The 12,826-nt window shown below is 65.8% G+C and carries 10 protein-coding genes and 1 tRNA gene; 7 read left to right on the plus strand and 4 right to left on the minus strand.

What is annotated here, in order from left to right:
- The first annotated feature begins 64 nt into the window (after positions 1 to 64).
- The 6 genes from QRN56_RS01410 to QRN56_RS01430 all read left to right on the plus strand — a co-directional run bounded on the left by QRN56_RS01410 (position 65) and on the right by QRN56_RS01430 (position 7,171).
- Positions 65 to 982 (plus strand): LysR family transcriptional regulator, encoded by a 918-nt coding sequence (locus tag QRN56_RS01410; RefSeq protein ID WP_285100680.1) that lies wholly within the window; start codon positions 65 to 67, stop codon positions 980 to 982.
- Positions 983 to 1,002: 20 nt separating this feature from the next.
- Positions 1,003 to 1,371 (plus strand): nuclear transport factor 2 family protein, encoded by a 369-nt coding sequence (locus tag QRN56_RS01415; RefSeq protein WP_285100681.1) that lies wholly within the window; start codon positions 1,003 to 1,005, stop codon positions 1,369 to 1,371.
- Between the two features lie 120 nt (positions 1,372 to 1,491).
- A tRNA-Gly gene (locus tag QRN56_RS01420) sits at positions 1,492 to 1,562 on the plus strand.
- A gap of 191 nt (positions 1,563 to 1,753) precedes the next feature.
- Positions 1,754 to 3,139 (plus strand): site-specific integrase, encoded by a 1,386-nt coding sequence (locus QRN56_RS01425; RefSeq protein WP_285100682.1) that lies wholly within the window; start codon positions 1,754 to 1,756, stop codon positions 3,137 to 3,139.
- Between the two features lie 104 nt (positions 3,140 to 3,243).
- Positions 3,244 to 3,618, plus strand: a complete 375-nt coding sequence (locus tag QRN56_RS27610; RefSeq protein WP_350224548.1) for a helix-turn-helix domain-containing protein — start codon at positions 3,244 to 3,246, stop codon at positions 3,616 to 3,618.
- Between the two features lie 2,281 nt (positions 3,619 to 5,899).
- Positions 5,900 to 7,171: a hypothetical protein gene (locus QRN56_RS01430; RefSeq protein WP_285100683.1), complete on the plus strand. Its 1,272-nt coding sequence runs from the start codon at positions 5,900 to 5,902 to the stop codon at positions 7,169 to 7,171.
- Positions 7,172 to 7,638: 467 nt separating this feature from the next.
- Here the strand turns inward: QRN56_RS01430 and QRN56_RS01435 are convergent, their stop codons facing one another.
- The gene (locus QRN56_RS01435) at positions 7,639 to 8,307 is read right to left on the minus strand and encodes a hypothetical protein (RefSeq protein WP_285100684.1); all 669 of its coding nucleotides are present in this window, start codon (positions 8,305 to 8,307) and stop codon (positions 7,639 to 7,641) included.
- A 334-nt stretch (positions 8,308 to 8,641) separates the two neighbouring features.
- Positions 8,642 to 9,745, minus strand: coding sequence for a hypothetical protein (locus QRN56_RS01440; protein ID WP_285100685.1), 1,104 nt, complete (start codon positions 9,743 to 9,745; stop codon positions 8,642 to 8,644).
- Between the two features lie 538 nt (positions 9,746 to 10,283).
- Here QRN56_RS01440 and QRN56_RS01445 point away from each other — a divergent pair.
- Positions 10,284 to 10,775, plus strand: a complete 492-nt coding sequence (locus tag QRN56_RS01445) for a hypothetical protein (RefSeq protein ID WP_285100686.1) — start codon at positions 10,284 to 10,286, stop codon at positions 10,773 to 10,775.
- 6 nt (positions 10,776 to 10,781) lie between these two features.
- Here the strand turns inward: QRN56_RS01445 and QRN56_RS01450 are convergent, their stop codons facing one another.
- Together QRN56_RS01450 and QRN56_RS01455 are read right to left on the minus strand one after the other, a co-directional pair.
- On the minus strand, positions 10,782 to 11,279 hold the full coding sequence (locus tag QRN56_RS01450) for an SAM-dependent methyltransferase (protein WP_285100687.1): 498 nt from the start codon (positions 11,277 to 11,279) through the stop codon (positions 10,782 to 10,784).
- Positions 11,280 to 11,293: 14 nt separating this feature from the next.
- On the minus strand, positions 11,294 to 12,697 hold the full coding sequence (locus tag QRN56_RS01455) for an NsdA family TPR-like regulatory protein (protein ID WP_285100688.1): 1,404 nt from the start codon (positions 12,695 to 12,697) through the stop codon (positions 11,294 to 11,296).
- Positions 12,698 to 12,826: the final 129 nt, after the last annotated feature.

Consider the following 12,826-nt stretch of genomic DNA (forward strand, 5'->3'; position numbering starts at 1 on the left):
AGCCTCGCGCTCGTGGTCCTGAAGGACAAGCGAAATGTTCTACGCATCCTTGTAGGCTGGCTACATGAATGACCTGTCGCGCGTGGATCCGCGTCACCTCGATCTGCTGCGCGAGCTCGCCGACCGCGGAACGGTCACGGCCGTGGCCCAGGCGACCCACCGGACGCCGTCGGCCGTGTCGCAGCAGCTCCGCACCGCACAACGCGAGCTGGGCGGGGTCCCCCTGGTGGAACCGCACGGCCGGGGTCTCCGCCTCACGGAGGCGGGCCGCCTCCTGGCCGACGGCGGTCGTGAGCTCTCCCGGACCGTCGCCCAGGTGCAGGCGCGGTGGGACGAGTTCATGGGATCGGCGTCGGGCACGGTGCGCGTGGCGACGCTGCCCAGCGCGGCGACGGTGCTGCTGCCGGGTGTGCTGGAGCGGCTCGCCTCGACGGGGGTGAAGCTGGAGTGCACCGACCTGGACATCGCCGAGTCGGAGTACTCCGGGATGGTCGCGGACCACGACATCGTCATCGGGCATAGCTTCACCGGGCCGGTGCCCGCCGGAGCCGAGCACCTGGTGACGGCGGCGCTGCTGCGCGAGCCGCTGGACATCGCGCTGCGGGCGGGCCATCCGCTTGCCGCGAAGCCGCAGGTCACCGCGCGGGATCTGGTCGCGTACGAGTGGTACGGCGTTCCGCTCGGTTACCCCTTCGACGGGCTGCGCATCGCCGTCGAGACGGCGGCGGGCCGGCCCGTTCGGGTGGCGCAGCGGCTGCGGGACAACCGGCTCATCGAGGCGCTCGTGGCGGCGAGCGACCGGGTGGCGGTGCTGCCTCGGTACTCGACGGCGCCTGGTGCTGGGCTGATGCTGCGACCGGTGCACGGGATGGACGCGGCCCGGTGGATCGTGGCGATCCTGCGGCCCGATCATGCGGAGCGGCTGGCGGTGCGGACGGCACTGGAGGCGTTCCAGGCGGTGGGGCGGGAGGTGGTGGGGTGACGGTGTGGGATGCTGCGTCGATGTCAGCGCGAGAGGCCATGGAGCGACTCGCGGAGGTCATCGACGGGCACCGGTGGGACGACCTGCCGAGCCTGCTGGATCCGGCCTTCACCTGCACTTATGTGCACACCGGCGAGAGGTACGGGGCTGAGGCTTGGGTGCGGCTGAACGCTGAGTACCCGGGGTTTCAGAACCTCCGGCTCGAGGACTGCGTGGCGGAGGGCGAGCGTGCGGTCGGCCGTGCGCACGTGACGGGTGTGGCCGACGGCGTGGTGCAGCACTTCGAGGTGGCGACGTTCATCACCGTGCGGGACGGCCTCATCGTGGAGATGACGGAGGTATGGACCGACGTCGGCCAGGAGGCGCCGGAGGGGACGCGGCCTTCCTGAGGCGGCTCGCGAGCCGGCCGCGACGTGCGCCACACCGGGGTGCCGCCACGTGGGCGGAGCCGCTGGCAGGGCGCGAGGTTTGCTAAGGTAACGCCCGCACCGTGCTTCGAGCGCGGGCTTGCGGGCGTAGCTCAATGGTAGAGCCTTAGTCTTCCAAACTAATTACGCGGGTTCGATTCCCGTCGCCCGCTCAGAGTGCGGAAGCCCAGGTCAGAGAGTGTTTCTGACCTGGGCTTCCTGCGTTCCGAGAGGTGGAAGCAGCGCTGCGTGGGCCCTTATGGGCCCTAAGTCGCTCGCGACTGGGCCCGGAACCGGAGCCGCAATGTCCGCTTCACCCGACCCGCAGCTGCCCGCCCATGGTGATCCGCCCACACCTCGAAGCATGTCCGCCCGCAAGAGCCGCAACAACCGTCGTACGTACGGGAACGTCCGCAAGCGCGCCTCGAACCGCTGGCAGGCCCGGTACACCGGGCCTGACGGGGAGCGGCGCCCGATCGGCACGTTCGAGACCGAGAAGGCGGCGAACGTCGCCCTGGCTCGCGTGCTCAGCGACGTCTACCAGGGCACTTACCGCGAGCCCGAGACGGGCGACGTGCCGCTGCGTGAGTATGCGCGCCGCTGGCTCGCCACCCGCGATCTGAAGCCCAGCACACGCTCCGGCTATGAGCGGCTGCTGGAGCACTGGATCCTGGCGCCGCTGGACAGCCCCGGTGCCCCGCGCAAGCTCGACCTCGGCTCGCTCCCGCTTCGTACCCTGTCGCACACCATGGTGAGCGAGTGGTATGCGGCCCTGCGGGAAGCGACAGCAGCCTCGGCCGCCGCGTGGCTGGCCCGTGGTACCGCACCGAGCGACGCGGCCCACGTTCGCGCCTGGGCCCGGCAGGCCGGCCGGTCCGTGAAGAAGTCCGGCCGCATGCCGGCGGCGCTGTGGGAGGCTTGGCGATCCGCCGGAGCACCAGCCGCAGCGACCGAAGAGACACGCCATCACGAGGCGGTGACCGGACGGACCCAGGCGGCGCGCGCCTACTCGCTGCTGCGGACCATCTGCGGTGACGCCGTGCGTGACCAACTGATCGATGCCAACCCGTGCCGCATCCGGGGCGCGGGTCAGACCCGACCCGCTGAGCGTGTCGTCCCGGGCGACACGGTGGTGGACGCGATCACAGCATCGTTCGCTGGACGCTCGGAGCGGTACCGCGCGGCGGTGATCGTCGCGGCGCACTCCGGCCTTCGAGCCGGCGAGTTGTTCGCACTCGAGCGCCAGCACGTCGAACGGACCGCGGCGGGAGGTGTGCGGCTGAACGTACGGCAGTCGCTCGTGGAGGTGACCGGCGAGCCGGTCACGTTCGGGCCACCGAAGTCGGACGCCGGCCGCCGCAAGGTGCACCTGCCGCCGGACGCGGCACGGGAGCTCCTGGCGCACATGGACCGTTTCACCGCACCCGGCCCGCGATCCCTGGTATTCGCCACGAAGACTGGGCTGCCTGTGCGGGGCGGGCAGCGCACCAGCATGTTCACACGGGCGAAGAAGCGCGCGGGAGCACCCAGCGAGATCCGTTGGCACGATCTGCGGCACCTGGCAGCGACCCGTGCCGCAGAGGCTGGGGCGACGCTCGCAGAACTGCAACGGCGTATCGGACACTCGACGGTCGCTGCCGCCATGCACTACCAGCACGCCACCGACGACGGCGACGCACGCCTCGCCGCACGCATGGCTGAGATCCAGGCAGCACGACGCGCACCGAACGTCGTGCAGTTCCCCGCGTAAGCTTGTGATGCCTTCTGCCGCTCGGCCAGTTCCGGGCGGCAGAAGGCGCTTGGTGTCGCGTGCACACCTGTCAGACCACGGATCGCGGTCGACAGGAGCGGCAGATGTGCACCGATGGGAACCTTGCCAGCGCAGTGGACGACCCATTGCTCACGTCGGCCGAGGCCGCCGAGGCGCTAGGGGTGTCCCGCTGGTGGTTCGGCGAACTTGTACGCCGAGGCAGAGTCGGACCGTGTGCACGGATCAGCGGTCGGCTGCGGGTGCGGCAATCGGTGCTGGACCGGTACCAGACCGAGCGGGCCGGCGATCCAGAGGATCCCTACCTGACGTACGAAGACATCGCAGCGCGTCTCCGTGTCTCGTCGTGGACGGCCGGGCAGCTGGTGCGGCGTGGGCTGCTCACGGGCGTGCGGCTCGGGCGCAGGGTCGTGGTGCGGCGGTCAGTGGTGGAGGCCTACATCGAGGCCCAGACGCAGTAAATTCCGCTCTGGGCGCCGGACGTTCGCCCAGGTCGCACGGTCCCGCCAAATCGGCGGGACCGTACTTCTCCGGTTTGTCTCGGAACTCGGCTCGGGCGGCGGTCGTCCGTGTGCGGTGGCCGGTGATCGGCGCCTACACGACACCTGGACTCCGGCGCTGGGACCCAGAGCGTCTGCCCAGGTCATATGGTTCTGCCAATTCGGCAGAACCATTGTTGTCCGGTTTGTTCTCCGTGCAGGAACGGACCAGTGGTGCGTCGGTGGTTCGGTAGAACTCCAGGTCATGCGGTGGTGCCAATTTGGCACCACCGTAGGTGTCCGGATTAGCCCTGAGACCAGCGAGGGCGCAGTCCTGACCGCGCGGCATGACACGGCGAACCCGCAGGTCGCACGGTCGTGGCAAATTGCCACCACCGTGCATGTCCGAGTTAGCCCGCATGCACCTGCACCTGCCTTCCCCATGCTCACGATTGTGCACGCCACCTGTCCCCGTCGAGGTACCAGTTGACGTCCCCCACGCAGCTTTTCCAGGCACGTTCCCGGTGGGGGACATGGCGTGAACAGGGTGGACGCATGTCCCCCAACTCGTAGGCATTGCTCACAGACTGAACGTGGAATCGGCGCACGCTCGCGCATGGGCATGGCTCCGCGGTTGGCTCAGCCCCTCCAGCCCTCGCCGGGCGACCTGCGCACACGTACACGTCCATGCGTCGAGGATGACCGGCGAGCGCACGCTCTGCGCACACCAAGTTGCCCGCACACCAGGGTGTGCAGACATATCCGTGCAGGTCAGGTGCGCGCACCACTTCGACGCTCCGCCAACGAGGTCGAGGCTCACGCGGAGACGAGGACGGTTGTCACCGCATGAGCGTCCTCACCGCAGCCCCCAGTGGCGGCCGGTGCGCTCTGGTGCGGCGACGCTCCTACCGCAGGCCACACACCGGTACTTCTCGCCGAGATCGCTGGCCCGTAGGCCGCATCGACGCGCAGATCTGCTCGTCAGATGGGCGACGCCGAGGCCGTCCCTCACTGCATGCTTCTTGCAGAGCAGGGCGCACGCCTCGTCACTTCCGGCGACTGAAACGGCATTGTCTGGGCCGCCGGCCGTCAGCGACTCCTCGATGCGATCACCACGCTTCGGCGCACGAACCAGAGCAACTGAACCTGCTGGAAGGTCACTACCGCCCACGCCGTAGAGAGTTGGATGCGGCCGGTCGCTGCAACGAGATCGAGGCCTGTTCTGAAATTCGACTCGACATTGCTGCACTCTGACCGCCGGGGACACGAAGACCCTCCAGCGTCGTTACCGGAGGGTCTTCGTAAGTGGTGCCAGCACGGCGCCCGCTACCTCAACGCCGACTGCTCCGGTCGCCCAGAGCATGTAGTGCACGATCTCTCGTGCGGCGCGGAAAATGCGTTGCTTACGGCTGTACGCAGGGTTATCCCCCATGTCGTTCTCCTTCTTGCCAGTCGTGGGCGAGGTCATGTTGGTTGACTTCTGGACGATGGCGATGAAGGCGAGCCCGCTAAGCACCACTGGAACGAGGGAGATGAACCCCCGCGTGCTGACCAGCTCAGAAGTATTCAGTTGTCGCGCGGACAGCCGGGTGGCGCAGGCTTCCGTTGATGCGACTCGTTCAACGCCTACGCGTCGTCAGATAATCCCGTGCCCTGCTGGTTCGGTCTTGAAGTGTTCTGAGAGATGGCTTTCCCGAGGACCTGTTCGCTGGTCTTGGTCTCCCGACGCGGTCGGCACCGACATGCGGCGGCGGTCGGAGCCTCCCGGTCACCTTCGCCGGTTCACGCAGGGCGGGGCACGCCTTCACAGGCGCCTGGGTGCGAACAGTGCGCGAAGAAACTGGACATGTCGAATCGTGGCACACATCAGGTTCGCCTCCCACCCCACGGACCAGACCAGCCTGCGCACGACACGCCGGCGGCCATGGGTGACCCGTGCGGCGACCGGCTACGGCGCCCTCGTGAGGCGTTCGACCGGCCCGCGTCCGAACACGGCCCCACCGCCAAGCGACTCGTGAAGCAGCGACCTGCCCGCCCGTACATGCGCAACCTCGACCGCAAATGCGCGTCCGAGCCGGTGAGCCCAGGGGACTGCTTTGCGGATTGAGGTAATGCGAGGCACGAGGGCCCAGCCGTTCGGGTGATGTTTACGCGCGCCGCAGCAGAGTGCAAGCGCGCACACGGCAGACTGGTGGCGACCGCCACGCCGAACTGGCGGACAAGGTCGAGATCAGGCGCGGACCGAGTGGACGGTTGGGAGTGCATGGCTGCGAAGGATGAACTTTCCCCCGCTGCACGCGACCTGCTGAAGAAGGTCAAGCAGCGCTACATGAAGTCAGGGGACTTCAACGGGCTGCACGTCAGGACCGAGTGGAACCCGAGCCGCGAGATCGAGGCAGCGGCCGAGCTGGCCGAGGCCGGCCTTGTCGAGGTCGTAGGCCCGGGCGACTACATGAACATCCACATACGACCGTGGCCGTCGCGCCGGACCGTTGCCGAGCAGGTCGAGGAGTTGCGCGAGCTTTCCGACGATGACTACGGAGTTTGCCTCTACCCCACGACGAAAGCGCTGAAGAGGACGAAACTTCCGAGAGAGTTCGAGGACGCCCCGTTCTCGCGGGCCATGGCGCGTGGTCGCTCGACACTCGAGCTCGCGTTCTTCAGCGCGGACGTCCTGGAGGGCTACCGTAACGACGCCCGTTACCGGTTCAGCATGAGCGATTTTGGGATCAACTTCTGGATGTCTGACGCCGCGCACGACGATGCGGACCAGCCCGACAAGGACAAGGTCGGGCTCATACACCTCGGCTTCGCATACGACATGCGTCAGTACGATCCGAGTGTCGACGACTCCGTGATCATGCGGCGGGTTGTCGCCTTCTACGGTGACCTGAAGGAGTTGACGCCTGAGCACCAGCAGCGCTGGGCGAGCTTCCAGGTCAAGGAGGACGGAGTAGAACCGCACCCCGTCTGGTACGGCACCCAGATGGGCCGCTGGCCAGACGGTATCGGTCCGTTCGAGAGACTGACCCAGGAGCTCAAGAACATCAGCGACCTGTTCGAGCGCGTCTGGAGTGAGCGGCTGTTCAAGTCCCACGAGCTGCCCGACGATTTCGGATGGATCCTGCGGGCCGACCAACGGGAATGGGACCACTTCGTCCACTCGCTCGACAAGCTCCTGTCAGACAACATCGACGGTTCAGCACTCGACGCGGCCGAAGTTCCACGGAAGAACGAGAAAGAGCAGGTCCTTGGCACCCTTGGCCGGCTGGAACTGTTCATGACGATGAACCGCGTGCAGCCCGACCGTGCAAAGTGGGCATTGAAGCCTCTGCGCGCGGTGCGCGCCGCCCGACAGCGACCAGCACACGCCTTGCGCAGCAACGTGTCCGATCGGACCTTCGTCCACAAGCAGATGCGTCTGATGCACGATGTCGACGAGGTCTTGATCAACATCCGCCAGTGGCTAGCGAGCCATCCGCGCAACCTCGGCTGGAAGGAACCATGGCCAGAGGCCAAGGACTATCCGATCTAGGCCGATCACCAGGAGCAGCCGCACGGGCCGCGCGTCCGGTCGCTCGCGCCTGACGATCGGACGAGCGCACATGCACTACCGTGCCGAGCCCGCGAGCCGTTCGACGCTGCGCACCAGGAATGCACTCACCACGCGAGCCAAGAGCGGCCCGTGCTCACCCAAACCTCAGGTGTGACTGCAATCTCTCGCAACTCAGCACCCAATGGAAAGCGCACCCTGTTGCGGGTTGTCACCGATCGTACCGTCACCTCTGCAAGCGCGCTGGTCCCAGCATCGATGCGCTCCGTAAGGACTGCACCGCCACAGCGGCAGCCACAACTCTGACCATCCTTCCGCCAGCGCAACACGGCACCACAAGTTTGTTGCCACAGGGTCTGCCCCAAGTTTGGTTGACACCTGAACTCTGAGGATTTGTCCTCGCTGGAAGTATGTCCCCGTGGCAAAGCCCTACCCCAACGAGTTTCATCCTATCCGTGCAGTTCCTTCCGCATCGCGGCGAGGAGTGCGGTACTGAGCCGCTGGACCCTCTCGAACTCCCTGTGGAGGTCGTCGAATGATGGACGCAAGTGCAGCGCTTCTTCGCTAAATGTTATGTCTTCATTGACGGCCATGCTGATGAACCGTAGCTTCGCGGCAGAACTATACAGCTCCTCAGCGATGTCACCAACCTCGTTACTTCCAATAAGCTTGATGCTATCCAGCGGGCCCGAAAATCTCGTGAGTGCATCATCGAAGGCCTTACGCTCCGAACCTGCGAATTTCACCCAAGCATCGAACTTGGGGTATGTGTTGGAGAGGCGTTCGGCTGTGCGCGTGAGCTCACGTCGCGCGCCTTCGAGATTTACGTAGGCTTCGCGGACTACGTCGATTAAATGCTCACGAAGTGCCCGGTTGAGGTCGTTCTCATGCCGCAGGGCTTCTGCGTCAGCAGCTGCATGCCGGCGCTTCTCCTCGGCCTTGTTCATGTTCCGGGCTGAGTACCAGTTGCTGAACACCACACCCAGGAGAGCAACGATCGAGACAATCAGCGGCACAAGCGTCGTGGGGTCCAGCCAGTCCGTTGAGTTTCCTTGGACAACGACCGTGATCGGCTCGGGCGGGACGACGGAACCTGGTTGGGGCAGCAGCACCGGCATGGCGAGAGCCTACAAACCCACGGCGGCGAACTGCCTGTAACAGAGCGCAGACCTGCGAGCCTTCTGCGTCCCTCGGCGCGACTTGCCGAGGTCGCCCGCCGCGCGAACGACGCCGCCCAGGATTGTTCAACGGCGTCGACGACACGCGGCTTCACACATCCGGCCACCTGTCCCTGCAGCAATCCCTTACCGCCGTCAGTGGCGCCGCCCGCGGATGTACCCGTCTTATGACGGCACCGTCGGACGTTCGGCTGTGTGACCAATCTGCTCACCTGGGACCGCGACGAGGGTCCGCTGCGGCCAGTTCGGGCCGTCCGCTGGCCTCAGTTGTGGATCACTCCGCCTGGTCGCTGACCGGGTCCGAGGCGGCGGAGCGTTCGTAAGGGGCGAAGGCGTCGTTGCTGAGCCAGATCGTGGGGTTCCGTGCCCGAGGAGCCAGGCCCAGACCGGCGACACTCGCCGCAGCCCTTTCCGTGACTCGCCGTTCTACGTCGTGCGGCATGCGGTCGCGGAGCGCGGCGGTCGGGTCGTCGGGCAACTGCCTGTCCATGAAGGTCAGGACCTCGGTACCAGTCGTTCCAAGCCGGATGAGGATGCTGCGGTACCGCAGGTAGTGGTGCCCGTTGTGGACCACCGGGACTCCAACACCTTGTACTCGGCTGACATGATCGAGAACCAGGTCATTGAGGTGGTCGGTGTCGCGGATCTGTCCGCGGAACTGCTCGTCGATCATCTTGCCGGTGACGAAGATGCGGTCGACGATCAGGAGCAACTGGAGCGGCATGACGCGGTAGACCTCGTGCTCGTGCGGCGCGATCGGATCCTTAGCCGCCTCAGTTACGGCGATGACGAGGTGGACTTCGCGAAACGGGCTCTCGCGAAGCAGGTCGCGAGTGTCCTGGTCGAAGAACCTGCTGGTGAAGTAGTCGGCCGGGTCGAACTTCGCTCCGTACCAGTCGAGGACTACTAGGTCTATGTGCGAAAGACCCGTCTGGTCGTACTCTTTGGCCGCCTTCGCCGCCAGGGTGCGGTTCAGGCCGGCGACGAAACCATCGTCGGTGTTCTCGATGATGACGGCGGGGATGTCGGTCGCCTTGATGTTGCCCTCTGAGTCCTCAACTTGGACCGTCACCGAGCGCAGGACGTCCTTATCGTCGCGGTGAAGATGTGGTAGCCCGGACCACAGGCGGTGGTGGTAACCGTGGACCAGGTTCAGGCGCGCCAGAGACTCATTCGGGAAAAGCTGAGTAACCTCGACGCCGAACGGCAGGCTGGCGGGCGTTCGACGCAGCGTGAAGTCGGGGCGTTCACCAGCTTCGACCTCGTCAAAGTCGTCTGGGTTGAACACCATCTCGACGATGGCTATCTCTTGTGCGCGCTTGCGTTCCCCGGGGGTCATCCCCGCGAACGGATCCGGTGGTGGTTCTTGAAGGTCCATAAGCCCAGTCTTCAATGGCGAAAGTTCACGATGGCGCAGACAGCGCCTCGGAGTGATCTCTGATTGCGCGCGCCACAGCACGTCACTCTGGGCGGTTCGACGGTCGTGCCCACGCCTACTGAACATTTGGCACTGTGGGGAGCGGTTGTCATCTTGCCAGCCTCAGCACCCATTGGAAAGCACGCCCTGCAAGATCGTCACTGGTCGTACCGTCGCACACATGGATCCGCAGGCCAGAGCGTGCAGCGAGCGACGCCGGACAAGAGTGCGCCACCCCATCGACGACACAAGGATTTACGCGTTCGGCGTCGCCTGTCCGTGCAGCAGTCCCCATCGTGGCCGCAACCATAGAGCGACTGGTTCTACGACACATACCTGGTCAGGCACCTTCAGAGGCATCACCCGCTCAGCCTGTCAGACTTGGCCCATGGGCCTGAGCGAACGGCCCCATGGTCGGCAGCGTAGGCTGGCAAGATCACCCACTAGCCAGGGGACTTTGAGCCGCAGAGCACCACTGTTGGGACTTAGCGTGAGCGGCATGCTTTATCGGATCCGCACAGATCACACGACCGAATGGGTCAACTCGTTCGGCAAGAAGGACTTCGCGCTGTTGGTGGAGCATGGCCGAACGGCGGATGACCTGCCATGGGAACCGGCCGAACGGATCGCCGACGGCGACACGATTCGTCTTGCGCTGCGCTACGGCGTCCCGTCACGTGTGGGGCTTGTGGTCGACGTTGGCGACCTGGTGCCCCTTGACCACCGGGACCAAGTGCTGAAGGCGCATGCCGACTGGCTTGCGGCCCGTCCCGCATATCGAAAGCAGGTGGAGAGGCTTGAGCCGATCATGCCTGGCGGTCTGGCTCATCATGACCACCTTGACGAGGCGGTAGATGCGTCAGTCCGCGAAACGATCAACCGCGCACACGCTGAATTCCTCGAGGCGATCGAGAGTCCGGCGAACACAACTCTTGTGCGGCACTGGCGGTCGCTCGGTGGCAGGGTCCCCGAACCAATCGGTACGGACTGACCTGAGTCAGGGCTGCGGCTGTTCCTTCATAGCCGGGGCGAAGTACTCGCCAAGCATCTCCGAGACCCACGGCGGCTGGCGCGTCTCTCCCCGTGGCCCCATCTCCGCAAACCACGGCTTGATGTCGAGGACCGGCGTCCCGTCGACCGCATCAAGGTCTTCGACGTGCAGGTCCAGGCCTTCGATTGAAAGCAGCCGGCACCGCGAGACGCCAAGCCAGTTCTGACGGCGCATGTTCCGGTGCCCGAAGATCCCGACCTCGGGCCAGTCCGGGTTGTTGCGCGGACGACGTGCACCGGGGTGGAGGTCGGACTGGTCGGTCAAATGGAAGAAGAAGGCGATCTCCAGGTGGGAGAACTCGTCAAGGCCGGCCACCGACTCCTCGCTGTAGGCGTCCGGGTCGATCCGGATGATCGAGCGGGTGCCGCCCCAGTAGTCGTCGGTCGGTTCGGTGCGGCCGCCGACGACGTGCGCGACGGGGGTCATGACGATGGGGTCGGTCAACGTTCCTCCGCAGGTCAGTTCGTGGCAGCGAGATAGGCACTGGCTCGCTCGTCGAGAATAGCGGCGTCCGAGCTGGTGGCCTTGTAGATGGCGAGTGCAGAGCGCATCTCCACGATGGTTTGGCGTGCCCGTGCGGACTGCACGCCGTCCATTGCGTCGAGAGCCGTGTTCCACGTCTCTACTGCTTGCTCAAGTTCGCCGCGCCTGGCCTGCACGTCCCCGAGATACCCCAGCGTGACCGCATGTGTCCGCTTGAAGGTGGAAGCCTTCCGAGTCACGACCGAATGCTCCAGTTGCTGTTCGGCCCCGGCGAGGTCTCCGATATCCCGCAAGGTGTTGCCGGTCTCGTGCGCGAGGGATGCTTCCCCGAAGAAGAACACCCGCGCAGGCTCGTCGCCGCCTGGTGTCGCCGCCGAGAGGTCACGCTCGGCCCGGATCAAGGCCGATGTTGCCGCACTCCCCTGGCCGGTCGCGGCAAGCGCACGGGCATGCACCACGCCAAGCAGAGCACGCTCGCGTGGAGCGGCAGCCTTGTATCGGTCGCCGTCGACTGACGCCGCTGCAAGTTCCTGAGCCTGCGTTGGATGGCCGAGGTCGATCGCCTGGTGTGCCATCGCACGAAGTGTGTGCGCTGCCATCGCAGGATCGGCGGCCTCGGCCGCGAGCTTGACCGACGAGGTGAACAATCCCTGGGCGATGCCGTGCTCACCGTTATCGAACGCCATCCAGCCAGCGACATAGGCCAGTTCGGAAGCGGCAGAGAACATCTCGCCTCTGAGGGCGTCGTTCGCGAACGTTCCGTTCAGAAGACGGTGGACGTCGTCAGTCAAGTACTGCATGGCGGCAGCCCGCGCGTGCCCGCCGCCGTGCCGCTGGTCCATCCGAGAGAAGAACGCGACCGACTCACGGACGGCTTCGAGATCGCCACGTCCGACCGAGCGGACGCCTCGTGCGGCACGCTCGGCTGATCGGCGGACCATCTCGGCCCACCACGACTCACTGGGTAGTGCGGTGGCCACGGTCGAGTAGGCCGCCAGACCGAGCAGGCCCCGTCGGGTGAGATCCACGTACTTACTCCCCAGGTCGGCCAGCCCGGCAAGCGTATCCAGATCCCACGTGGACGAATGACCAACTTCTCGCGCCGCGCTCCCGCGCTTGGTCGGGTAGAACCCGATCTCGATGTCCGTTGACGCTCCGAGGACGGCGCGAAGACCGTCGCGGTACTGCTGCCCGGGCCAGCGCGACTGACCGCGCTCGTACCGAGCGATCGCGTGAGCATCGAGAGCGATGCGCTGCCCAGTCGAGGCCCAGACGTGCGCATTCACAGCTTCTGCCAGCTCCGCGCGGGACATAGGTTCGCCGGGGCGCAGGCGCGATGGAAGGGCTTCGCGCCGCTCGCGAAGCAACTCGTTGGCCATCCCCTCGCCCCTCCCCACCAGCAGGCCGCCCAGACGGGCGTTCTCCAGATTGTCCCGTTGATTGCCCTGCCCTGGCGAGTGAATCCCAACAAGAGTAGCGAGCAGACGCATCCCAACGACCGCCCCAGA

Source organism: Promicromonospora sp. MEB111 (assembly GCF_030209445.1).
GTDB lineage: Bacteria > Actinomycetota > Actinomycetes > Actinomycetales > Cellulomonadaceae > Promicromonospora.

Excerpts from the sequence above, each read along its gene's own strand:
- QRN56_RS01440 (WP_285100685.1), bottom strand. The coding sequence starts at position 9,745 with ATGGACCTTCAAGAACCACCACCGGATCCGTTCGCGGGGATGACCCCC.
- QRN56_RS01415 (WP_285100681.1), top strand. The coding sequence starts at position 1,003 with ATGTCAGCGCGAGAGGCCATGGAGCGACTCGCGGAGGTCATCGACGGG.
- QRN56_RS01425 (WP_285100682.1), top strand. The coding sequence starts at position 1,754 with ATGTCCGCCCGCAAGAGCCGCAACAACCGTCGTACGTACGGGAACGTC.
- QRN56_RS01445 (WP_285100686.1), top strand. The coding sequence starts at position 10,284 with ATGCTTTATCGGATCCGCACAGATCACACGACCGAATGGGTCAACTCG.
- QRN56_RS01455 (WP_285100688.1), bottom strand. The coding sequence starts at position 12,697 with ATGGCCAACGAGTTGCTTCGCGAGCGGCGCGAAGCCCTTCCATCGCGC.
- QRN56_RS01410 (WP_285100680.1), top strand. The coding sequence starts at position 65 with ATGAATGACCTGTCGCGCGTGGATCCGCGTCACCTCGATCTGCTGCGC.
- QRN56_RS27610 (WP_350224548.1), top strand. The coding sequence starts at position 3,244 with ATGTGCACCGATGGGAACCTTGCCAGCGCAGTGGACGACCCATTGCTC.
- QRN56_RS01430 (WP_285100683.1), top strand. The coding sequence starts at position 5,900 with ATGGCTGCGAAGGATGAACTTTCCCCCGCTGCACGCGACCTGCTGAAG.
- QRN56_RS01435 (WP_285100684.1), bottom strand. The coding sequence starts at position 8,307 with ATGCCGGTGCTGCTGCCCCAACCAGGTTCCGTCGTCCCGCCCGAGCCG.